The following is a 24,396-nucleotide window of genomic DNA, read 5'->3' as shown; positions in this document are numbered from 1 at the left end:
TTAACGCTCCACTTCATATGTTTCGGCCTCGGTGCCACGCACAACGCTCATGGTCGGGCCGCGCGGGCGACGGGGCGCCGCAGCGACGGTGGCGCGGGGCGATGAGGGGCGTGTGTACGGAACGTCGCCGCCTGCATCACGGATGCTGGCCGTTGAGCGCGTGCCGTAGATCCTGCGCCCGGCGCCGCCGAGATCGTTGGTGACGACCGTTTCGGTGCCTCCGACCGTCTGGTTTTCGACGTTGCGAAGCGCCAGGGTGAATGTGCCGACCTCGCGGGCAAGCGCCAGTTTCTGAGCGCCATAAAGATCGGTCTGAAGAGTCGCGGTCTGCGAAATGGCCGGAGCCGTCTGGTTCTCGTCCGCGATCAGGTCCGCCGCCAAGACGAGCACATTTTCAAGCACGACGGTGGTCATCTTGTCGGTCGGCTGCGATCCTTCGCCTGGAATTTGGCGAGTATGCAGGACGTCGACGACATCGCCCGGTCTCACGAAGCCGCCCACCCCGGCAACATTGTTCACCGGAATTGCGACTGCGCGCATATCTTCAGGAAGGTTGGATGCAAGTGTCGCGCGCCCATTGTCGCCGCTGACCTTGCTGGCAAGTATCGGTTCTCCGACGGTGATCGGGCGCAGCGCCACGCGGCCACCAGATGTGGCTTCCTCAATGCTCGTGAAAGAACCGACCGGGACCGAGCTGGCCGGCCAGTTGACCAGTCGCGTATTCGTGTCCGTAATCTGCTGGCCGAAAGCAAGGTCTTGGGTCGCTACGGCGATGCGTGCCATTTGCCCTTGTTCGGCAAGGCGTTCTTGACGCTCTTCGGCACTGCTGAAATAGACATTGGCAAGGTAGACGGCAAAAAGGCCGGCCACGATGGCGATGCCCAGGATTATAAGATTACGCCCCCGCATCTTACTTCCCCCCAATTAGAAACCAGAGTGATCAATCACCACTCCTGATTCCCCGTATACAACAAATTTAACGATTGTTGCATTGTAAAAAACCGCCCCCGGCCCAGTTCGGGACGGAGGCGGTCATTGCACTGCGATTAGCAGCTGGCGGCAGGAGTGGTGCCGTCGATGCAGTCAGCTGCTGCTTCCATTTCGCCGTCGATGGCGGTGCCGAGAGCAAAAGCTGCACCGGCGATGCCAGCGCCAACGATGGCGAGGATCAGAGCGTATTCGGCAGCCGAAGCGCCCGATTCGTCACGAAGAAAAGCTTTGAACATGATGTATTACCCCAAGTCTAAATAGACGTCCCCCGAAGGGAATGTCCGATTTTTCAACAAGGTCGCCGGCATCTATTTCCGACTGACCGCTCGAAGGGGGTTTGTGTGGAACCGGCGCGGCCCGATTATTGTATCCGGCCTTGCGCCGGTCCTTGCACGCTGGCTCCCTTCGAAGCCATTGAAGAGTCACCGAAACGGGCCTTCCGGTCAACTTTCTTGCAACGATAATGCAGTTTCTCGGAAAATCAGGGGCTTACAACCCACAAAATAATAATAGAACTGGTTAATTCTTAAAGGCTTCGAGAATTGTTCTGCGCGAATCGTCGCAGCTGCCGCTCAATTCGTCGAGCCGGTCATGCAGGTGATTCACTGGCGCCGCCGCGAAAGGAGTGCGCGCGGGATTCCCTATGGGGGAGGGGCGGTGTGCATGGCGCACGCGAATCGGCTTATCGTATCCCCCTGATTTTTCCTCGAATCACCGATTCGCGGGACCGCACCGGCCTCGCCAGGCCGACATCCGGTGACCAGCTCGATCGTCTGTAAACGGGCCATGATCCAGCAGGCAGGTCGTGGGGCGGGAATACCGTTAACGCTCACAATTTTCGCCACGGCACTATCCGGCGGCGATCGACGCCAATTGCTTCTGCCTTGTCCCAATTCTGGACCATTCGCAGTTATCCCATAAAAACAACGTTCTAATGGAGATTTAATGGCTCTTTTGGACAGGTCGGTTTTGCGCAAAGGGGTAAACAACAGTTAATTGGTTTGCATGCGCCCCGAAGTAGTGGTTTCTTTCTATGCAACGGCTCATCCGACTACAGACGCGATTCGTCTGTGGGATGGAGACAATTGAAGCCGGGTCGCGGACATGACGGAAGGATCGCAGGCGAGGGGGGCATTTCCATTCGCGCGATCAGCCAGACGCCACCTGACGTGGCAGATGCTTTCGGACTTGTCCGCTCGGCCAGGGGGAAACCGCTGACCGCCCGGCAATAGTAAGGACGGAAGACATGGATAGCTTCGAATCGCGCAACGACTTCTCCGATGCCCAGGCTGGCACCGAAGGTTCCGATGAGCAGATGCAGGGCAATGCCAGCCAGGCGCAGCCCAGCTCGCGCGGCGATATCATTCTCCAGCCCGACGCCAACGGCGTCGTCGTGCTTCCCGAAGGGGCCTCGCTCGACAATCTGCGCGCAGAGGGACGTGACCTTGTCCTGATCCTCGAAGACGGCAGCCGGGTGGTCATCCCCGAAGGCGCCATCATCGTCCCGCAGATCGTTGTCGACGGCGTCACCGTTCCCGCCGCCAACCTCGCAGCCCTGCTGACCGGAAACGAGCCGCAGCCTGCTGCCGGCGACCCGCAGAGCTCGGGCGGTAACTTCGAAGTCGATCCGGGCAACATCCAGGATGCCTACGGCCTCGGCGACCTCCTTCCTTACACCGAGCTGCAGTTCCCGCAGCCCGAAGAAAAGGAAGTCATTCCCTACAACGTGAACGAAGATCCGGTGATCGTGATCGAGACGCCCGACAATCCCGTCGGCGTCATCAACGCCATCGCTACCGTAGACGAAGCCGGCCTGCCGGCTCGTACCGTTGACGGTATCGACGAAACCGCAGGTACGCGTGACGAGACCAACGCCGAAACGGCTACCGGTACCATCGTCTTCGAAGCGCCCGACGGCGTCTCGGCAGTCCTGATCAACGGCGTCGAAATCACGGCTGTCGGCCAGACCTTCACCAGCGACGACGGTACGCTGACCATCACCAGCATCGATCTGGAAAATGGTGAGATCGGCTTCTCCTACACGCTCGAGGACAACCTCGTCGGCGGTACCGTCGATGGCTTCTTCACCATGACCGTCGTCGATGTCGACGGCGACAGCGCTGATGCGAGCCTGCTGATCCAGGTGATCGACGATGCGCCGATCGCCAATGATGATGTCGACAGTGTCGATGCCGGCACCTACGGACCGATCGACGGCAACGTCATGACCGGCGCGGGCACCGATACGGGCGCAGCGGGCGCCGACGAAGAAGGTGCCGACGGCGCAGAAGTCACCGACTTCAGCGGCGCAGGGGGTTCGGGTTCGGCTGGCGACAGCATCGACGGTGAATACGGCACGCTGACCCTCGAAGCCGACGGCAGCTACACCTACACCCGTTTCGACGATGCCCCGGGCGGCGTCTCGGACGAATTCACCTACACGCTCACCGATGCAGACGGCAGCACCGCCACGGCGACCCTGACCATCAATATCGGTGACAGCACGCCTGATATCACCCGCCTGCCGAGCGGCGATGCTGAAACGCTCGTCGACGAAGCGGGTCTTCCCGCACGCACCGGCGAATCGGAAGGTTCGGACGAATCGGCTGACAGCGAAACCGTTGCGGGTACGATCTCTTTCGTATCGCCCGACGGCGTTGCCAGCGTGGAAATCAACGGCGTTGAAGTCACCGGCCCCGGCCAGACTTTCGACGTGGGCGAGGGTACGCTGACGATCACCGGCTACGACCCGGTCGCCGGCACGATCACCTATGAATACACGCTCGAAGACAACACCTCGGGCGACGACGTTTCCTATGATGTCGACCTGACCGTGACCGACCTCGATGGCGATACCGCCACCGGCACCTTCACCATCTCGGTCACCGACGACGTGCCGACCGCGAATGACGACAGCGAAACGCAGGACAGCGAAGACGCTCCCGTTACGGTCGATGTCTTCACCAACGACGTACAGGGCGCCGACTCGGTCCAACTCGACGCGATCGCACTGGTCGACGGTACGCTCAGCGGCAACGGCACTGTCACCTACAATGGCGACGGCACCTTCACCTATACGCCTGCACCGGGTGAAGAAGGCACCGTAACCTTCGACTACTCGATCACGGATGGCGACGGCGACGTTTCGACCGCCACGGTCACGATCACCCTGCTTCCCGATTCCACGCCCGAAATCACCATCGAAGGCGCGGACATTGTCTATGAAGCGGGCCTGGGTGCGCGCGGCAGCGAACCGGCAGGTTCCGACGAAGCCAGCGACAGCGAGTTCACCGGCGGCGTCTTCAACCTGAATACCGGCGGTGACACCGTCGCATCGCTCGTCATCAATGGCGTCGATGTGACCGGCGGCGGCACCGTGACCACGGCGCGCGGCGTGCTCACCGTAACCGGCTCGGGTTCGGACTATACCTACACCTACGAGCTGACCGACAACACGCTTTCGGATCCCGACAGCGATACCTTCACCATGGTCGTCACCGACAGCGACGGCGATACGGATCAGACCACCATCGTCATCACGATTGTCGACGACAATCCCTCGGCTGAAGACGATGCCAACGGCATCGCAGCCGGTGAATACGGTCCGGTCGGCGGCAATGTCCTCGACAACGATACGCAGGGCGCCGACGGCGCGACCGTCACGTCCTACACCGGCGCCAACGGCTCGGGTTCGGCAGGCGACACCATCCAGGGTGAGTACGGTACGCTGACCATCGAAGCCGACGGCAGCTACACCTACACCCGCGATGCGGGCACGGAAGGCGGCGTCACCGACACCTTCAGCTACATCATCACCGATGGCGACGGCGACACCGCCACCGCCAACCTCGTGATCACCATCGCCGACAGCCCGGTCGTGCTCGACCTGCCGGTTGCAGGCGAAGACGGTACGCTGGTCGACGAAGCAGGCCTTCCGGCCGGTTCGGATGCTGCCAGCGACAGCGAGTTCACCAGCGGCACCTTCACCTATGACGCGCCCGACGGCCCGGCCTCGGTCACGATCGACGGCGTTGCAGTCACCTCGGTCGGCCAGACCTTCACCGGCAGCTTCGGCACGCTCACGATCACCTCAATCGCTGACGGCGTGATCGGCTACACATACGAGCTGACCACCAACACCAGCGGCGACAACACCTTCGACAGCTTCGCAGTCGTCGTCACCGACCAGGATGGCGACACTTCCTCGGGCGATCTCGAGATCGCGATCATCGACGATGTCCCGACCGCGGTTGCCGACACCGACAGCGTGACCGAAGACGGTCCGCTGACCGCCGACGGCAATGTCATCACCGATGCCGAAGCCAATGGCGACAATGGCGCCGATACGCAGGGCGCCGATGGTGCAAGCGTGACCGGCGTTGCGTTCGGCGCGACCGACGGCACAGTGGGTAGCTCGCTCGACGGCATGTACGGCTCGCTCGTCCTCAATGCAGACGGCAGCTATACCTACACGCTCGACAACACGAATCCGCTTGTCCAGGGCCTCGACTCCACCGAGAGCCTGACCGAGGTCTTCACCTACACCATCACCGATGGCGACGGCGATCCCAGCACCACGACGCTGACGATCACCATCAATGGCGATGACGATATTGTGACCATCAACGGTCTCGATCTCCAGACGCCGGAACTGACCGTCGATGAAGACGATCTTGCCGACGGCTCCTCGCCCGATGCAGGCGCTCTGACGCAGGCCGGCAGCTTCACCGTGGACAGCCCCGACGGACTCAGCGTCCTGACGGTCGGCGGCACCCAGGTCTGGGGTGGCGGCGAAACCTATCCGATTACGATCACCGGGGACTACGGCGCGGTCCGCATCACCGCCGTCGACGTAGCGACCGATGCGAACGGCGATGTCGTCGCAGCAACCGTCTCCTACGAATACGTCCTCAGCGACAACACGCTCGACCACTCCGTTTCGGGTGAAGATTCGCTGGTCGACAGCTTCGACGTCGTCGCAACCGATACCGACGGTTCGAACGACACCGCCTCGCTCGACATCGAAGTGATCGACGATGTCCCGACCGCCAATGACGACAGCGCCGACCAGGCCGTCGAGAACGATCCGATCGTCATCGACGCGCTCGACAACGACGTGTTCGGTGCAGATGGCGTCGACACCTCGAACATCGCGAGCGTCTCGGTCACTACCCAGGGTACCCAGGGTACGGTTACCTACGATCCGGACACCGGCCTGTTCACCTACACGCCTGCTCCGGGTGCTGGCAGCAACGGCCAGCTGACCGACAGCTTCACCTACACCATCGTCGACAATGACGGCGACAGCTCGACTGCGACCGTGACGGTCAACCTGCTTCCCGACAGCGAGCCGACCGGTGGCACCGTCACCGCGACCGTCGATGACGACGGCCTTGCCGGCGGCAACCCGGATTCGGTCACGGGCGACCTCGATGCCAATGTGGGCGACGATCCGGCCGACACCAGCGAAGCCAGCTTCACGGGTTCGCTGACCTTCGACGTCGGCAATGACGGCCCGGCCACCATCACCTTCGATCCGTCGCTCGACGGCACGACGGCAATGCTCGGCAGTGAAATGGTTACTTTCACGTTGAACGGTAACCTCCTGACCGCATCGAGCGGTCGCGGCGATATCTTCACCGTCGAACTGACCGATGCACAGACCGGTGCCTACACCGTCACCTTGCTGCAGAACGTCCTGCACACCGCCGGCAATGACGAGAACGACGCTTTCGCCAGCATCGGCTTCATTGTCATCGACAGCGAAGGCGACACGGTCGGCACCACGCTCGACATCACCTTCGACGACGATGCGCCGACCGCCACCGACAACACCAACTCGGTCACCGAAGGCGACACCGTCACCGGTAACATCCTGACCGACGACGACGGCTTCGGCGTCGATGCCAATGGCGCTGACGGCTCGCTCACCATCCTGAGCGTTTCGGGCACCGGCGGCGCCGACAATGGCGCGCCCTTCGTCGTCACCGGCACCTATGGCGAACTGACCGTCAATGCGGACGGCAGCTACAGCTACGAAAGCTTCGCCAATGCGACGAATGCCGACGTCAGCGACGTCTTCACCTACCAGATCGTGGACGCAGACGGCGATGTCGCCGAAGCGACGCTCGAAATCGACATCACGAATGTTGCAGGTGCGGTCGAAGACAACGGCGCGACCGTCAACGAAGCCGGTCTCGATATCGGTAGCGATCCGACCAGCGACAGCGAGTTCGGCAGCGGCCAGATCACGGTCACCAACGCAAGCGGCACCTTCACCTATGTCCTGGTGAGCCCGGCGACGGGTACCTATGGCACGCTTACGCTGGATCCGGACACGGGTGCCTACACCTACGAACTGACCACCAATGTCGACGGCGACAGCCTCGTCCCGAGCCAGGGCGGCGACAATGGCGCGAATACGGTCACCGGCCAGGAAAGCTTCGACTACGAAGTCTATGACGACCTGGGCAATCTGATCGGCACCGGTACGATCGACGTGAACATCATCGACGACGTTCCTTCGATCGACGCTTCGGTGGTTGACGGTAACGCGGTCACGCTGACCACGCAGGACGCCGACACTGTCGGCGGTACCGACACCGATGTGTCGACTGCAGACTTCGGCGGCGCCTTCTCGATCGACAGCAGCGATTACGGCGCAGACGGCGCAGGCAGCATCGCCTGGACCTACAGTCTCAATGTCGAAAACTCGGTCTCGGGCCTCACCAGCGACGGCGTTGCCATCGAGCTTTCGATGAACGGCGACGTAGTCGAAGGGCGCGCGAACGGCGTGCTCGTCTTCACTCTCGAAGTGAACGACGCCACCGGCGTCGTGACGCTGACGCAGTATGAAGAGATCGACCATGCCCTGCCGGGCGACAGCAGCAACTACGACGCGCAGCTGGCTGTACTGGGTGACGGCCTCGTTACCCTCTCGGGCACTGCAACTATCGTCGATGGCGATGGAGACATTGCCGACGAAACCGTGGTCCTCGACCTCGGCGGCAATGTCCGCTTCGCAGACGACGGCCCGGTCATCGATGCTGCGGTCACCGACGGCGATGCAGTCACGCTGACGACCTTCGACGCGGAAACCGTCGGCGGTACCAGTGTCGATGTTTCGGTTGCCGACTTCGGCGGCGCGTTCTCGATTGCCTCGAGCGACTACGGCGCAGACGGCGCAGGCTCGATTGCCTGGGACTACAGCCTCGTGATCAACAATGCGACCTCGGGTCTCACCAGCGATGGTGTTCCGGTCACGCTCTCGATGAACGGCGATGTGGTCGAAGGTCGTGCCAACGGCACGCTCGTCTTCACGGTCGCAATCGACGACACCACCGGTGTGGTCACGCTGACCCAGTATGAAGAGATCGACCATGATCTCCCGGGCTCGGACAGCAATTACGACAGCCAGCTCGAAGCGCTCGCCAATGGCGTGCTCTCGATCTCGGGCACCGCAACCATCACCGATGGTGACGGCGACACGGCTGAAGAGACCGTCCTGCTCGACCTCGGCGGCAACATCCGCTTCGCCGACGATGGCCCGAGCATCGACGCTTCGGTCACCGACGGCGATGCAGTCACGCTGACCACGCAGGATGCCGACACGGTCGGTGGCACCGACACGGACGTGTCGACCGCAGACTTCGGCGGCGCCTTCTCGATCGACAGCAGCGACTACGGCGCAGACGGCGCAGGCTCCATCGCCTGGGATTACGGCCTCTCGGTCGTGAGCTCGGCCTCGGGTCTCACCAGCGACGGCGTTGCCATCGAGCTTTCTATGAACGGCGATGTGGTCGAAGGCCGCGCCAACGGTGTGCTCGTCTTCACCCTCGAAGTGAACGACACCACCGGTGTCGTCACGCTGACGCAGTACGAAGAGATCGACCACGATCTCCCGGGCGACAGCAGCAACTACGACGCACAGCTCGAAGTGCTCGGCACGGGCTTGGTCAACCTGACCGGCACGGCGACCATCACCGACGGCGACGGCGACACGGCTGAAGAGACCGTGGTCCTCGACCTCGGCGGCAACGTCCGCTTCGCAGACGATGGCCCGGCCATCGATGCCACGGTCACCGATGGCGATGCGGTTACGCTGACAACCTTCGATGCGGAAACCGTCGGCGGCACCAGTGTCGACGTTTCGGTTGGCGACTTCGGTGGCGCCTTCTCGGTTGCGTCGAGCGACTACGGCGCAGACGGCGCTGGCTCGATTGCCTGGGATTACAGCCTCGTCATCGACAACGCGACCTCGAGTCTCACCAGCGATGGTGTTCCGGTCGAGCTCAGCATGAACGGCGATGTGGTCGAAGGCCGCGCAAATGGCGTCCTCGTCTTCACGGTTGCAGTCGACGACACCACGGGTGTTGTCACTCTGACTCAGTACGAAGAGATCGACCACGACCTCCCGGGCGCAAGCTCGAACTATGACAGCCAGCTCGAAGCGCTCGCCGATGGCGTGCTCTCGCTGAGCGGCACTGCTACCATCACCGATGGCGACGGCGACACGGCTGAAGAGACGGTCGTTCTCGACCTCGGCGGCAACATCCGCTTCGCAGACGACGGCCCGGCCATCGATGCCACGGTTACCGACGGCGATGCAGTCATGCTGACCACCTTCGACGCGGGAACCGTCGGCGGCACTAGTGTCGATGTTTCGGTTGCCGACTTCGGCGGCGCATTCTCGATTGCGTCGAGCGACTACGGCGCTGACGGCGCTGGCTCGATTGCCTGGGATTACAGCCTCGTCATCGACAACGCGACCTCGGGCCTCACCAGCGATGGTGTTGCCGTGACGCTTTCGATGAACGGCGATGTGGTCGAAGGCCGTGCCAACGGCACGCTCGTATTCACCGTCGCAATCGACGACACCACGGGTGTGGTCACGCTGACCCAGTACGAAGAGATCGATCATGATCTCCCAGGTTCGGACAGCAATTACGACAGCCAGCTCGAAGCGCTCGCCAATGGCGTGCTCTCGATCTCGGGCACCGCAACCATCACCGATGGTGACGGCGATACGGCTGAAGAGACGGTCGTTCTCGACCTCGGCGGCAACATCCGCTTCGCAGACGACGGCCCGAGCATCGACGCTTCGGTCACCGACGGTGATGCAGTTACGCTGACCACGCAGGATGCCGACACCGAAGACGCAAACTTCGATGTCGACGTTTCGACTGCCAACTTTGGCGGTGCCTTCACGGTTGCCAGCAGCGACTACGGCGCCGACGGCGCTGGTTCGATCGCTTGGGAATTCTCGCTCTCGATCGTCGGATCTTCAGGCGTCAACAGCGGCCTCACCCAGAACGGCGTTGCCATCTACCTGTACGACGTGGCTGGTGAAATCATCGGCTCGACCCAGACGCCGGGCGGCGGTGTGATCGACGGGACGAACATCGTGTTCTCGCTCGATGTCGACGCTTCGACCGGCGAGGTCACCCTCGTCCAGTACCAGGAAATCGACCACAGCCTCCCAGGCGACAGCTCGAACTACGACGCACAGCTCGAAGTGCTCGGCACCGGCCTCGTCAACCTGACCGGCACGGCGACCATCACCGACGGCGACGGCGACACGGCTGAAGAAACCGTGGTCCTCGACCTCGGCGGCAACGTCCGCTTTGCCGACGATGGCCCGGCTATCGATGCCGCGGTCACCGATGGCGACGTGATCACGCTGACCACGCAGGATGCCGATACCGAAGGCGCTGCCAGCGACACCGACGTGTCGACGGCCAACTTCGGCGGTGCATTCTCGATCGCATCGAGCGACTATGGCGCCGACGGCGCGGGTTCGACCGCCTGGTCCTACTCGCTGGTCATCGACAACGCCGTTTCCGGCCTGACCAGCGGCGGCAACCCGATCACGCTCAGCATGAACGGTTCGGAAGTCGAAGGCTTCGCCAACGGCGTGCTGGTCTTCAGCGTCTCGGTCGATGCGTCGACCGGTGAAGTGACGCTGACGCAGTACGAAGCGATCGATCACGATCTGCCGGGCGACAGCAGCAACTACGACAGCCAGCTGGCAGTGCTTGCCGACGGCGTGCTCTCGCTCTCGGGCACCGCGACCATCACCGATGGTGACGGCGACACGGCATCCGAAACCGTGGTCCTCGACCTTGGCGGCAACATCCGCTTCGCCGATGACGGTCCGATCGCGGTTGCCGATACGAACACGATGACCGAGGACACCGCTTCGGTCGTGGGCAATGTCATCGTGACCAATGCCGACGACTTCGGCGCGGATGGGGCAGGCAATCCGGCCGTCACCGCGATCTCCGGCTTCGGCGGTGCAGGCACCGTCGGCGGCTCGACCACCGGCGAGTTTGGTACTCTGACGCTCAACGCAGATGGCACCTACACCTACGCGCTCAACAACGCTTCGGTGCAGTACCTCAACGACGGCGACAGCGAGACCGACACCTTCACCTACACCATCATCGACAGCGATGGTGACACCAGCACGACGACGCTGACGATCACCATCACGGGTTCGAACGATGCTCCGGTCCTGACGCCCGATGGGGTATTCGTGTCCGAAGAGGGCTTCCTCGCAAACGGCAATCCCGACGATGTCGGAACGCCGAGCGACAATACCAACAATGCTGTGGCGTCGGGTCAGATCGGCATCACCGATGTCGATAATTCGACCTTCACGGTTACGATGGGCATTCCCACTACACCGGGCCTCACTTCGAACGGTCTGCCGGTCACTTGGCAGCTGTCGCCCGACGGCCAGGCTCTGGTGGGTTCGACCACCGAAGGCAATGTCATCCTGATCGGTATCGATAACACTGGCGCCTACACGGTAAACCTCGTGGGACCCGTTGATCACTCGAACACTTCGGTCGAAGACATTCTTGGCTTCAGCATCCCCGTTTCCGTGAACGACGGCACCACCACGACTACCCTGAATGGAGGCATCACCGTGGTGATCGAGGACGACAGCCCGATCATCGGCGACATGACGCCCGACAGCGTCACAGTCGGCAACTTCGACAATGCGACCGGAACCGGTACGTTCGACTACTCGCCTGGCGGCGACGGACATGGTGAATTCCAGATTACCTACACCGGCACGCCGATCGACGGTCTGACCTATACGCTGACGCAGCTCGACAACGACAATGACGGCCAGAACGACGGCGCGATCCTGACGGCTTCGGCCAACGGAACCGACGTTTACACGCTCGAAGTCGATGTCGACGGCAACTACACCTACACGTTGCTGGCACCGGACACCGGTTCGACGGAATCGATCTCGCTGCTGAACCTTTCGGCAGGGGGCCCGGGCTTCCGCGAACTGGAAGACGATCCGGCAACCGCGCTCGACGAGGACGGCCGCATCGAATTCTCGTCCAATGGCAACGGGGTGAATGCGTCGACGCAGGGCTTCGGCGTCAGCAACCAGTGGACCGACCCGACCGAATTCTTCACGATGGAATTCCACGTTCCGGGTAACCTGGGTGTCGACGACGATCCCGAAACCGATGCGGATATCCTCACGGGTATCATGCTGAACGTCCAGCAGGTCCGCTCCGGACCGGTGGACTTCCGCTGGACTGTCACTCGTTACAACGACGATGGCACTGTGGCCGAGACCGAAACCGGTATCATCACCATCACCAGCGCGGGTGATCTGGTCATCCCGACCACGATCTCGTTCAGCGAGCTGACCATGGAGAACATCGACACCTCGGGCAGCGTCCGCTTCCGTGCCGACGTTACGGTCGAACGCTCGATCCTCCCGCAGGATCTCACGCTCGACTTCGACATCAGCGCGACCGATAACGACGGCGACACCACCAGCGTCTCCGACCTGTCGATCTTCATCGATGCCGACATCACTTCGGCAGCAACCATCAAGGTCCTCGACGACACGCTGATGGCCGACGCCGAGGTGATCGACATGGCAATGTTCGCCTCGGCCAGCACTGCCCAGCAGGACGGTTCGCGCATGATGGCTCGCGCCACGGAGACGACGGCGATTGCGGCAAGCGCCGCAGCCTTCGCCATGCCGACCATCGAAGCGGGCTTCGAGCAGGACTTCGGAGAGACCGCTTCCGCCGGTGATCTTATGGTTAATTTCGAGTTTGCGGCAGCGCCGACGCTCGAAGCGCCTGAGATGCCCGAAGGTTACGCGATCGCATTCGACGGCCGCGTGGAGCTCGATGCCGGTGCCGGCCAGGATATCGCAATGGCGAACATCCTCGGCAATGGCGGCGACTTCCAGGCAGCCATGGGCGACGCGGTTGCCGCGCCGGACATGGGCGGCTTCGAATATGCCGCAGCCGACGAAGGCTTCGCTGCAATGCCGAGCGCTTTCGAAGGTCTCGCCATCGGCGACACCGGAAGCACGATGGAAGCCCTGCTGATGCTCGAGGCGAACGCGCCCGCAGCAGACGCAGCCGAGCTGGCCGATGCCGGCAAGGCGCTGGGTGAAGCGGTGGCAGAGCTTGCTGCCGAGGCACAGGTCGACGATGTGGTCGCGCACTTCGCCGCCAACGATACGGGAGCCGGCAACGGCGATGCGATCAGCGTCCCGGTCGAGGGCCTTCTCGACGGGATGATCGGCAACGACCTTCCCTTCCACACCGTCGGCATTGCTCAGACGGACCAGACCGACGAAGCGGCGCTTGTCGCAGCTTTGGCTTGAAACTAAACGGGATTTTGCAACAGGGGACCTTTGCAATGAAGAACACAACAGCGATTATCGCGTTGGCCGGAGCCGCGGTGGGCATGATGCCCGCTGCGGCTTCCGCGCAGGACGATCTGATGAGCATGGACGGCAGCGAGCTGCGCGGCGAAGTGGAGCGGCGTTATGACGCTGCTCTCGCGATGACCAACAATTCGGCCATCGTGAACGCCAACGACCCGCGCTATACCTGGGCGAGCGAGGCGAAGGCACAGTGCGGCATCGCGTTCGGCTTCCTCAAGTCGAACACCAAGGACGAGACCAGCCTGTCGAAGTGCGCGCTGGCCTACGACATGATGAACCGCGAGCCGACGCCCTATGTCGCGCCGCCGCCGCCGGCACCGCCTGCTCCGCAGCCGGAAGTTTGCAACGCGGAAGCGCCCGGCCTCATCTTCTTCGAGTTCGATTCTGCCATTCCGCAGCAGGATGCGATCGAGACGGTCGAATATGTCGTCGAGAACGCTCCGACCTGCAACTGGCGCAGCTTCACCGTCGTCGGCCATGCCGACCGTGCGGGCAGCAACGCATACAACATCGGCCTGTCCGAACGCCGGGCCGAGGCAATCGAAGAACTGATGACCGCTCGCGGCATTTCGGCAGGCGCCATCACTACTCAGGCACAGGGTGAGGAATCGCCGCGTGTCCCGACCGCCGATGGCGTACGCGAGCTGCAGAACCGCCGCGTCGAAATCCTGGTCAGCGAGTAAGAGAGGGGGATAAGACAATGTACAAGAAAACCCTTGCAACCGCCGCCGCAATCCTGCTCGCAGGTTCGGCTCCGGCCGTGATGGCACAGACCGCCCAGGCGGAACCGGTAACGATGCAGGAAGCGATCGAGATCGCGATGCAGTCGAACCCGGAAATCCTGCAGGCGCAGTACAACAAGGAGGCGATCGAGTTCGAACGCCGCCAGGCGCAGGGTCTCTACCTGCCGCGCGTCAACATCGAGGCAAGCGCGGGTATCCGCCGTCTCGAGAACAACACGCGTCGCCAGCTCGGCATCGCCGATGACGAACTCTATCCGCTCGAAGCCGGCATCACCGGCGAATGGACCGTGTTCGACTTCGGTCGCCGCCGCGGCGAACTGCTGCGCCAGGCCGCCCGAGTGGATGGTGCGTCGCTGCGCGTCGTGGAGCGTTCGGAATTCGTCGCCCTGCAGATCGCCCGCCAGTATCTCGACGTGCTGCTCCAGCAGCGCGTTGCAGCCGCTGCGCAGGACAATGCCATGTTCCACCAGTCGCTGGTCACCGACCTGTCGCGCGGCGTGGACGAGGGCTCGATCTCGATCGCCGACCAGCAGCAGGCCGAAGAGCGCCTGCAGTCGGCACTGGTCCGCAGCGAAGAAGCGAACCTGGATCTCCAGAACGCCTATATCTCGCTGCGCCGCCTGACCGGTCTCGATATTTCGGCTGGCACCCTGCCGCCCGACCTGTCGGCGGCTATGCCGTCCGATCTCGCGACGGCCATCGGCCAGGCACGTCTCAACAACCCGCTGGTGCGTGAAGCACAGGCCGATGTCGATGCCGCCAACGCGCTGGTCGATTCGGCTGAAGGCGACCTGTGGCCGACCATCGGCGTCGAAGCCCGCGGCCGCGTGGGTGAAGACATCGACGGCTTCCGTGGTGAGACCAACGATGTCCAGGCACGCGTCGTGCTGCGCTGGGACGTTTTCGACGGCGGCATCAACCGTGCCAAGCTGCAGGAAACCGTCCGCCAGGCAAGCCTTGCTCGCTATGCCCTGCACGATCGCCAGCGCGAAGCGGAAGAAGATGTCCGCCTTGCATGGCAGCAGCTCGATACGCAGCGCCGCATTACGCAGCAGCTGGGCCGCCAGAGCCAGGTCAGCGACGACCTGCTCCTGAGCTATCGCAGCCAGTTCAACATCGGCCGCCGGTCGCTGCTGGACGTGCTCGATGCGCAGAACACGCGTTTCAATACGCAGGTGCGTCTCGAAACGGCACGCTTCTCGCAATTGTTCGCGCAGTACCAGACGCTAGCTGCTACGAGTAACTTCCTAGACGCCCTCAATATCGCACCGGGTGCCGGTGCGGGCGAGGCTGAACGTGCGCGGTTCAACTACGGACCGCCTGCGGAAGCCGAGCTCCAGAGGCGCGTCGACGGAGATTAATCGCGCGGAGCAAGGGCCGTAACGGCTATGGAACAAGCAATTGCCGAACAGATCGACGGGCGGGTCCTGGACCCGCTCGTCGAATGCATTGGAGAGGGAGCTCGTCGCTACGGGCTCCCTTTTGCGCGTGACCTGCTCGCGCAACTGCCCCGCAATGCCGAAGGGCTGCTGCCCTATCACCAGGCTCCTGCAGCTCTCGATCTCGCGGGCCTGAACTATGACGTCGTCGAACGTAGCCGCCTGCCGGCAAGCGCGACCCATCTTCCCGCCATCGTTGCGCTGGAAGGAGGGCGTTACGTCATCCTTCTCGACGCCCAGGAAGACGAATTGCTCGTCTGGCGTCCCGAGACGGGCAACGAGGTCTGGGAAAAGCGCGAGGATCTTGCCGGGGCCTATGCCGGCCGCCTGATCCCGATCTACGGCGATCCCGACCGCATGCGCGCCGACGAGGCGCCGTGGCACACCAAGGCGCGCACGCACTGGTTCTGGGGCGAGCTGCGCCGCGAGCGCAAGGCCTTCATGCCGGTGCTGCTGGCCTCGCTCATCATCAACCTGCTCGCCGTCGCGCTGCCGATCTTCACGATGAACGTCTACGACCGCGTGATCCCGAACCAGGCGCAGGAAACGCTCTGGGTGCTGGGTACGGGCGTGCTGCTCGCCTTCGCGCTGGAATTTGCGCTCCGCCGTGCGCGGACCTCGATCGTCGACGAGATCGCGCAGAGGCTCGACCTCAAGCTGAGCCAGAAGATCTTCTCGCGCCTGCTCGCCGTCCCGCTGGCAGAGCGCAAGGGCCACACCGGCTCGCTCGCCGCGCGCGTCGCCGAATATGCGACCGTGCGCGATTTCTTCGCCTCGACTTCGGTCGTGCTGGTGGTCGATGCGCTATTCCTGGTCATCTTCGTCGCCGTCATCGCGATCATCGCCGGGTGGCTTGCGCTCGTCCCGTTGACGATCATCCTCGCCATGACGATTGCCGGCTTCATCCTGCAGAAGAAGGTCGTGGAAGCCTCGCAAGATGCGCAGGCTGATTACGGCCTCCAGCAGACGCTGCTGGTGGAATCGCTCACCGGTGCGGAAACGCTGAAGGCCATGGGCGGGGAGGGCGGCATGCTGTCGCGCTGGCACCGCCTCGCCGAGGTCGGCGGCCATTCGCAGCTGCGCCTGCGCAACATCAACTCGGTCGCCGTGGGCCTTGCGCAGGTCTTCCAGCAGCTTTCGACCGTGTCGCTGATCATCGGCGGCTACTACCTGTTTGCCGCCGGCGAGATCACCATGGGCGCGATCATCGCGATCGTCATGCTGGCCTCGCGTTCGCTGGCCCCGGCCGGCCAGATCGCCTTCCTGCTGACCCGCGGCCGACAGGCCAAGGAAACGCTCGGCAGTATCGAGCGCATGTTCGAGGGCGGGGACGAGCGCAAGCTGGGCGCGAGCGTCGCACCGAGCGCGATCAAGAAGCCGCGCATCGTCTTCCAGGATGCCGAGTTCCGCTACAGCGAGGAATCGCCGGTGGCGCTGGCAGGCCTGAATCTGACCATCGAGCCGGGTGAGCGGATCGCTCTCGTCGGACGCGTGGCGTCGGGCAAGTCGACCTTCGGCCGCCTCCTGTGCGGTCTCTATGCGCCGACCGAAGGTTCGATGACGGTCAACGGCATCGACAGCCGCCAGTACCGACCGCACCAGCTGCGCGATGCGCTCGGCTTCGTCGGTCAGGATGCCGCGCTCTTTTCCGGTTCGGTTCGCGAGAACCTGACGCTGGGCAAGATGGGCATTTCCGAAGAGGAACTCGTCGCCGCCATGCGCGCCACCGGTGCCGACAGCTACCTGTCACGCGACGCGGGCGGTTTCGACCGTGCCGTCGGCGAAGACGGCCGCCAGCTTTCGGGCGGCCAGCGCAGCTTCCTTGCGCTGACGCGCGCCATGGTCGAGCCGCGCGAACTCCTGTTCCTCGACGAGCCGACCGGCGCCATGGACAGTGATACCGAGAAGCTTTTCGTCGAACGCCTCTCGCAGTCGGTCACGCCCGACCAGACACTGGTCATCTCGACCCATCGTCCGGCGCTGTTCGCGATCTGCGACCGCCTGATCGTGCTCGATCGCGGCCGCATCGCTGCCGACGGCCCGGTGAAGGAAGTCCTCGCCAAGGCCGGTGCCGCCCGCGGAGACGCCTCGTGACCTCGGCCGCGACCCACAAGGCCCGCCGCTACGGCGCATTCGCGCTGCTGGCTGGCGCGAGCTTCCTTGTCGGGACTTCTTCGCTGCTCGTCCCGCAGGAAACCGTTGCCGCGATGGCCGTGCTCGAGCCCGAATTGCAGCAGGATCTCGCTGCCATGACGACGTCAAGCGAGGCCGACGAAACGCTTGCGAACACCGATCCGCAGGGTGCGCTGGAGCGCAATCTTGCGATCCCGACCATGAAGGGCGGCATCGAGCGCGCAGGACGTTTCGCAGGCATCCCGATGTCGTCGGCGCACTATGGCACGGCAACCGAGTGCCTAGCGCAGGCAGTTTACTACGAAGCCGCGCTGGAACCGGAGAAGGGCCGCCGCGCGGTCGCGCAGGTGGTGCTCAACCGTGTCCGCCATCCCGCCTATCCCAACACTGTCTGCGGCGTCGTCTACCAGGGCTGGAACCAGCCTGTCTGTCAGTTCAGCTTCACCTGCGACGGCGCGCTGATGCGCAAGCCGCGTGCAGACCTGTGGCGCAATGCCAAGGCCATCGCCCGCGATGCGCTGTCGGGTTACGAGGTCGCCGAAGTGGGCACCGCGACGCATTACCACGCCGATTACGTAGTGCCCTACTGGGCGTTCCGCCTCGGCAAGATCGCGCAGGTCGGCCGCCACATCTTCTACCGCTTCCCCGGTTCGCCCGGCCGGTCGGCCAGTTTCTACGGCAGCTGGGGCGGCCGCGAATACAAGCCAGCTATCGACTTCGCGCGTTTCCGCACAGGCGATGACGCGGTCGAACTCGCTGCCAGCGCCGCACCCGAATACACGCCCGGTCTTACCGTCACTCCCGACATTAAGGACCGCCATGCCGCAGCCGACGTCGGCGGGCGGATCGACACCACGAAGACCTGGCGCCTGAGCATTCCCGATCCCGTACAACTGAGCGCGAGCTATCGCTCGACGGCCGGCGGGCAGGGCGAAACCATCACCGCGCCCGCAACAGTTTCGGAGCAAGAGCAATGAGCGTTACCCAGCGCTGGAATGCGATGACTGCCTCGCGCCGCCTCATCATCGTCGCGGCGGTGGGGATCGCGCTGCTGTTCTCATGGGCCGCCGTCGCGGAGGTCGACCAGATCACGCGCGGCACCGGCAAGGTCATTCCCTCGAGCAAGGCGCAGTTGGTCCAGCCCGCCGAACCCTCGGTCGTGTCCGAGATCCTCGTGCGCAACGGCCAGAGCGTGAAGAAGGGCGACTTGCTGGTCCGCCTCGACGATTCCCAGAGCGCGTCCGCCCTGGGCGAACTCCAGACCGAGAACGAGCGTCTGCAGGCCCGAGCCCAGCGCCTCGATGCGGAAGCCGGCGGTTCGTCGGCCGGATGCGAAGCCGGGACCGCCTGTGCCGAGGAGCGCCGACTTGCGCAGGCCCGTGCCGATACGGCTCGCGCTCGCGAGTCCTCGCTCGCTTCGGCGGTAGAGCAGCGCCGCCGCGACTTGTCGGAAGCGCAGGCCACCGCGTCGAGCCTCGAAAGCAGCCTGCGCCTCGCGCGCGAGCAGGTCGACATGCTGCGCCCGCTGGCAGAAAAGAACATCGTCCCGCAGACCGACCTGCTGTCGGCCCAGCGCGAAGTCGTCGACCTGCAGGGCCGCCTCTCGGCTGCGCGCCAGGCCGCAGGCCGCGCTTCGGCAGCGATCCGGCAGGCACAGGCCGACCTTAGTCAGGCGCGTGCCGATTTCCGCCAGCAGGCGCTGGCAGAGCGTAGCGAGATCACCACGCGTATCGCGGTGAACGAGGAAAGCATTCGCGGTGCTTCTGCAAGGCGAGACCGCAACGAATTGCGCGCGCCGTCGGACGGCGTCGTCAACGATCTCCAGGTCACCACGCAGGGTGGCTTCGTCAATGCAGGCGAGCAGATCATGCAGATTGTGCCCGTGGGCGACAAGCTGCTGATCGAAGCGCGCATTTCACCCAGCGACCGCGCTTTCGTGAAGGTCGGTGACAAGGCCAACGTCAAGGTCACCGCCTACGACTTCTCGATCTATGGCGGCATGCGCGGCAGCGTCGTGCAGGTCAGCGCCGACAGCATCTTCGACGAGGTCGAGCGCGAGGCCTATTACGCCGTCGTGATCGAGACCGACCGCGCCTTCATCGAGAAGGGCGGTGTCCGCCTGCCGATCGTGCCGGGCATGGTCTGCGACGTTGAAATCCTGACCGCGCGCCGCAGCGTGCTGTCCTACCTCTTCAAGCCGGTGAACCGCGCCTTCGACAGGGCGATGACCGAGCGATAAGGTTGGGGGCGAGGGGCGCGGTGCCGCAGCACCCGCCTCTCAATATCCGTGCAGGAAATTCTGCTTCGCGCCCAGGCTCATGACCGGGCGGTAGCCGTGGCTCTGCGATCCGTCGAGCGGGGCGCTGCCGACATTGTCGAGCATGACGAAGCCGTCCTCGGTCTTCACCACTAGCACGGCGTGGTCGCGGCGGCGGATCAGGTCGCGTGCGAGCGTGAGCATCATGTCTTCACGCTTGATGCCGGCCGCTGCGAGCAGCTCCATCTTGAGCAAGGCGAAGTCTTCACAGTCGCCGCGCCCGAGGCGCAGCGTCGTGGCTGCATCTGCCCAATAGTCGCTGCGGCCGAACAGGTCCCGGTCCTCGGCATGGCCGATGCTGCGATTGACCCACGCATTGACCGAAGCGATCAGATCCGCGCGATCCGCCTTGGGGCCGGAAATCGCTGCGAGCGTGGGGGCAAGATCGGTGCGAGCGCCGCTCACGCGGTTCCACTGGGCATCGAAGCTGGTGCGTCCGATCGGCACCATGCGGCTGCCGAGGATGATGCCGTCACGCGGCTCCGCACGCGGTGCGAAAATGGAAAAGCCCGGGCGCTGTGCAACGAAGCCTGCCGGCTTTGCAGCGAGCTTCGGATTGAGCTTGAAGGGCTGCGGGGCAAGCGCGCAAGTCCGCGTCTCGCGCGGCGCAGGAGCGGCTGCGGGTTCGAATTTGGCAGGCGCGCCGGACAGCAGCGGATGCGACGAGGGCGCTTCCTGCTGCGCGCGGATCGCGTCTAGCGCGCTGGTTCCGCCGAGGATCTGTGCTCCCTTGCTGGGCGCGCTGTCGGACATCGAGACCGGGGCGCTCGGAGCAAATGCCGAGGAGCAATTGGTTGCTTCGATCGCAATCGCCGCCGGTACCATTGCGGCGCCGGGGATGGCGGCCTGCGCGGCAGGCGCGAGTGCGAATGTGGCGGCACCGGCGAGCGCAAAGCGCAGCGCAGTTTTTGCCATGCGGGCGGTGTGAGAGCTTCCGGCCATGGGGCATGGCTAATGGCCTTGCCTCAATGTTCGGTTTCGCGTTCTGGTTAACGCGGGCGCAAGGATTGGCCCGCCCGAAGATCTCCTTCGGCGGAAATTCGCTGCTTCGCGATGCCCTTCAAATCATTTGATCGTGCTTGACGATCAGGCGCTGCGCCGCTGCGACCTCGTGCGACGAGAGTAGCGGCCGCGCGGACGCTGACGTGCCCGGCGTGCTTTCCGGCGCTGGTCGGGAAGTGCCGAGCCATAGCTGAAATAGGACTGCGTGACGCGCTTCCTGCGTTTCCGCGAGAGTCGGTCGATGATCGATTTCATGCCGTCATTCGCGCGCAGGATTAGCCAACCTGCAAAGTCGCAGGCGTCGTAGACAAACAGGAACGGCCACGCGATCGCCATCCACGGGCGGCCGTCGAGGCAGTAGGCGGTGAAGGAGTCCGGGAGCAGGCGGGAGTGGAGCGCGGCCAGAACAAAGCACGCGCAAATATAGGCGCAGAAAACTGCGAGCGGAGCGACCATCTTTTTCCTCTTTTCGGGAGCACCTCTTACGGGTGCGCGGTGCCGTTATTGCGGCAGGCTGCCTCGCACAAGAGGTGAGGCGAATAATTCCGGAATAATCCCGATTTGTTGCCGCGATGACCCGGTTTTGCATGCAAAAAGGGCGGCGCCTCGCGGCACCGCCCTCTGCGTGATCTCTCGGGTGAGAGACCGAAGCGTAAGCGAAAGGCTTACTTGAGCTCGACGGTACCGCCGGCTGCTTCGATCTTGCCCTTGATTTCTTCGGCTTCAGCCTTGTTGACGCCTTCCTTGAGCGCCTTCGGTGCGCCTTCGACAAGAGCCTTGGCTTCGGTAAGGCCGAGACCGGTGATGGCACGGACTTCCTTGATGACCTGGATCTTCTTGCCACCGTCGCCGGTGAGGACGACGTCGAATTCGTCCTTTTCTTCAGCAGCGGCACCTGCGTCGCCACCGCCGGCCGGGCCAGCAACAGCAACAGCAGCAGCGGCGCTCACGCCCCACTCTTCTTCAAGTGCCTTGGCAAGCTCAGCGGCTTCCATGACGGTCAGCTTCGACAGTTCTTCAACAAGCTTGGCGATATCAGCCATGATGTTTCACTCCAATAAATAGGCCGGGGCGGATGATTGGTTTGCCCCGATGAATAAGTCGCGTTTGCGAGAGGTCTCTTACGCTGCTTCCTTGGCGCCATAGGCACCGAAGACACGTGCGAGCATCGAAACGGGCTCCTTGACCGTGCGGACAACCTTGGTTGCCGGCGCGTTGAGGAGGCCCACGATCGTGCCACGCAGTTCGTCGAGGCTCGGCATCGAGGCGAGTGCCTTGACCCCAGCTTCGTCGAGCGCAACCGCTCCCATGGAACCACCGACGATTTCGAGCTTATCGTTCGTCTTTGCGAATTCCACTGCCACCTTGGCAGCTGCAACCGGGTCTTCGCTGTAGGCGAGGGCGGTCGGGCCGGTCAGGTGGTCGGCGATACCGGTATAGTCGGTACCGTCGAGAGCGAGCTTGGCGAGACGGTTCTTCGCAACCTGGTAGGACGCACCGGCTTCACGCATCTTCGTACGCAATTCGGTCGACTGGGCGACCGTAAGGCCCAGGTTGCGGGTCACGACGACCACGCCAGCCTGGTTGAAGACTTCGCTGAGCTGGGCGACCGCGTCGGCTTTCTGCGAACGATCCATGCCATACTCCTTCACTATGACCCCGCCGGAAATGCTCCGCCGGGATCGGCTACGTTTGTCCATGCCGATAGCTCGACACGGGCGGGTCCGTTGATGGGGAAGGAGTGCGCCTGATGACGCGAAACGGCGGGGTTGAAGCCCACCTGAAAATCTCTTTTCCCCGTCTAGGCTGGAAATTAAGACCGGCAAATTCCGGTCACCAACTGTCTCGGACGGATGAGGGCGAATACAAAGAGACCCGCCTTCGGTGGCGGGCCTCTAAGGATTTCAGCGATTCTGTCAAGCCCGCGCAGGGCGCGGACGCCACGATCACATTTCGGTTTCTTCCGTGTCTTCTTCATATTCTTCGAGCGATTCCTCGGTCGTGACCGGTGTGTCGTCGACGAGGCCTTCGGACTCCAGCATGCCGTCCTCGCTGGGATTATAGGCTTCGGCGTCTTCATCGCCGGTCTCTACGGTGGTCGCATCGTTCGTAATGTCCGCCGTGTCACTGCCGTCGATCGGATCGCCGCAGGCCGAAAGCGCGAGGGCTGCGGGCAGGGCGGCGATCAGGATGGTTTTCTTCATGGATAGGTCCCCAGTATCGGCCGGGGCAGGGCGCGCCCGGATCGGTTTTCCAACGCCGCCGGGCTGCGCCTGTTCCACTTTCCCTCAGTCGCGGTGGATCTGATAGGCGAGCAGGTCGCCCGGCTGGCAGTCCAGCTCGCGGCAGATCGCCTCGAGCGTGGAGAAGCGGATCGCCTTGGCCTTGCCGGTCTTGAGGATCGAGAGATTGGCGAGGGTGAGGCCGACACGGTCTGCCAGCTCCGTGAGGGTCATGCGGCGTTCGTGCAGCAGGTCGTCGAGTTTGACCATGATCCGGGTTCTTTCTTCGGCTGGCATCACACGGTCCCTTCGAGATCTGCGCGCATTGCGGCACCGTGACGGAACACGCGGGCGAGGATGAAGAGTAGGATCGCAAGCAGGACGCCGGTCAGCGAGAAATCGATGTCGACCGTCAGGTTCTCTTCGGGGAAGTATTTCACGAGATAGACCGCCATGGCTGCAATCGGGAAGGATGCCAGTTGGAAGATCAGGGCGATCCAGCCCATCCGCGTGAGCCGCTGCGCATTGTCGGCGCTGAAGGGGTCGCCATCGCCGACCGTATCGATGATGCGGCCGAGCAACTGGAAGAAGTGGAACGCCATCGCCACGATCACGGCAGCGGTTGCGATCAGTACCAAGCTGATAACGAAGGCGGGCAGGAATTCTCCACCAGCTTCGACGACCGTCTTCGCGAAGTCGGCCTGATGGTAGATCAGGAACGGCACGAGGAGCACCAGCAGCGCGGCAACGAGGCCGGTGATGCCCATCAGCAGCAGGGTCATAATCTTTCCTGCCGAAAGTAGAGGGTCTCTAGAAAGCTTTTTCATGG

Annotated in this window: 16 protein-coding genes; 7 read left to right on the top strand and 9 right to left on the bottom strand. The window is 63.3% G+C overall.

What is annotated here, in order from left to right; genetic code table 11:
- Both cpaB and K3165_RS12345 read right to left on the bottom strand, forming a co-directional pair.
- Window positions 1-909, bottom strand: coding sequence for a Flp pilus assembly protein CpaB (gene cpaB / locus K3165_RS12350; protein WP_221549197.1), 909 nt, complete (start codon window positions 907-909; stop codon window positions 1-3).
- 137 nt (window positions 910-1,046) lie between these two features.
- Entirely contained in the window at window positions 1,047-1,226 is a 180-nt protein-coding gene (locus K3165_RS12345; protein ID WP_221549196.1) for a Flp family type IVb pilin, read from the bottom strand.
- Window positions 1,227-2,236: 1,010 nt separating this feature from the next.
- Here K3165_RS12345 and K3165_RS12340 point away from each other — a divergent pair.
- From K3165_RS12340 to K3165_RS12315, 6 genes are read left to right on the top strand one after another with little or no spacing between them, the layout of a single operon-like run.
- The gene (locus K3165_RS12340) at window positions 2,237-13,648 is read left to right on the top strand and encodes a DUF5801 repeats-in-toxin domain-containing protein (protein WP_221549195.1); all 11,412 of its coding nucleotides are present in this window, start codon (window positions 2,237-2,239) and stop codon (window positions 13,646-13,648) included.
- 35 nt (window positions 13,649-13,683) lie between these two features.
- Window positions 13,684-14,394 (top strand): OmpA family protein, encoded by a 711-nt coding sequence (locus K3165_RS12335; RefSeq protein ID WP_221549194.1) that lies wholly within the window; start codon window positions 13,684-13,686, stop codon window positions 14,392-14,394.
- 17 nt (window positions 14,395-14,411) lie between these two features.
- A complete protein-coding gene (locus K3165_RS12330) occupies window positions 14,412-15,815 on the top strand; it encodes a TolC family protein (RefSeq protein WP_221549193.1) in 1,404 nt (467 codons plus the stop codon).
- Window positions 15,816-15,842: 27 nt separating this feature from the next.
- Window positions 15,843-17,987, top strand: coding sequence for a type I secretion system permease/ATPase (locus K3165_RS12325; protein ID WP_221549192.1), 2,145 nt, complete (start codon window positions 15,843-15,845; stop codon window positions 17,985-17,987).
- On the top strand, window positions 17,984-19,003 hold the full coding sequence (locus tag K3165_RS12320) for a cell wall hydrolase (RefSeq protein ID WP_345721107.1): 1,020 nt from the start codon (window positions 17,984-17,986) through the stop codon (window positions 19,001-19,003). The genes K3165_RS12325 and K3165_RS12320 overlap by 4 nt, the downstream gene beginning before the upstream one ends.
- Window positions 19,000-20,265, top strand: coding sequence for an HlyD family type I secretion periplasmic adaptor subunit (locus tag K3165_RS12315; RefSeq protein ID WP_221549191.1), 1,266 nt, complete (start codon window positions 19,000-19,002; stop codon window positions 20,263-20,265). Before K3165_RS12320 ends, K3165_RS12315 begins: the two co-directional genes overlap by 4 nt.
- A 39-nt stretch (window positions 20,266-20,304) precedes the next feature.
- Here K3165_RS12315 and K3165_RS12310 read toward each other — a convergent pair whose 3' ends face one another.
- The gene (locus K3165_RS12310) at window positions 20,305-21,258 is read right to left on the bottom strand and encodes a transglutaminase-like cysteine peptidase (protein WP_221549190.1); all 954 of its coding nucleotides are present in this window, start codon (window positions 21,256-21,258) and stop codon (window positions 20,305-20,307) included.
- A 32-nt stretch (window positions 21,259-21,290) separates the two neighbouring features.
- On the opposite strand from K3165_RS12310, the gene K3165_RS14120 reads away from it, so the two are divergent.
- Window positions 21,291-21,416 (top strand): hypothetical protein, encoded by a 126-nt coding sequence (locus K3165_RS14120; RefSeq protein WP_282098690.1) that lies wholly within the window; start codon window positions 21,291-21,293, stop codon window positions 21,414-21,416.
- Window positions 21,417-21,429: 13 nt separating this feature from the next.
- On the opposite strand, the gene K3165_RS12305 is transcribed toward K3165_RS14120, so the two are convergent.
- From K3165_RS12305 to K3165_RS12280, 6 genes are all read right to left on the bottom strand, one after another.
- Entirely contained in the window at window positions 21,430-21,801 is a 372-nt protein-coding gene (locus K3165_RS12305) for a hypothetical protein (protein WP_221549189.1), read from the bottom strand.
- Between the two features lie 209 nt (window positions 21,802-22,010).
- Window positions 22,011-22,388, bottom strand: a complete 378-nt coding sequence (gene rplL / locus K3165_RS12300; protein WP_090477479.1) for a 50S ribosomal protein L7/L12 — start codon at window positions 22,386-22,388, stop codon at window positions 22,011-22,013.
- 78 nt (window positions 22,389-22,466) lie between these two features.
- A complete protein-coding gene (rplJ, locus tag K3165_RS12295) occupies window positions 22,467-22,982 on the bottom strand; it encodes a 50S ribosomal protein L10 (RefSeq protein ID WP_221549188.1) in 516 nt (171 codons plus the stop codon).
- A gap of 309 nt (window positions 22,983-23,291) precedes the next feature.
- The gene (locus K3165_RS12290; RefSeq protein ID WP_221549187.1) at window positions 23,292-23,549 is read right to left on the bottom strand and encodes a hypothetical protein; all 258 of its coding nucleotides are present in this window, start codon (window positions 23,547-23,549) and stop codon (window positions 23,292-23,294) included.
- 84 nt (window positions 23,550-23,633) lie between these two features.
- Window positions 23,634-23,864: a helix-turn-helix domain-containing protein gene (locus tag K3165_RS12285; protein WP_221549186.1), complete on the bottom strand. Its 231-nt coding sequence runs from the start codon at window positions 23,862-23,864 to the stop codon at window positions 23,634-23,636.
- Entirely contained in the window at window positions 23,864-24,349 is a 486-nt protein-coding gene (locus K3165_RS12280; RefSeq protein WP_221549185.1) for a DUF2975 domain-containing protein, read from the bottom strand. Before K3165_RS12280 ends, K3165_RS12285 begins: the two co-directional genes overlap by 1 nt.
- Window positions 24,350-24,396 lie beyond the last annotated feature (47 nt).

This window comes from Qipengyuania xiamenensis (assembly GCF_019711495.1).
Taxonomy (GTDB): domain Bacteria; phylum Pseudomonadota; class Alphaproteobacteria; order Sphingomonadales; family Sphingomonadaceae; genus Qipengyuania; species Qipengyuania xiamenensis.
The sequence above is the reverse complement of the archived record's forward strand: the minus strand, read 5'-3'. Positions and strand labels throughout refer to the sequence as shown.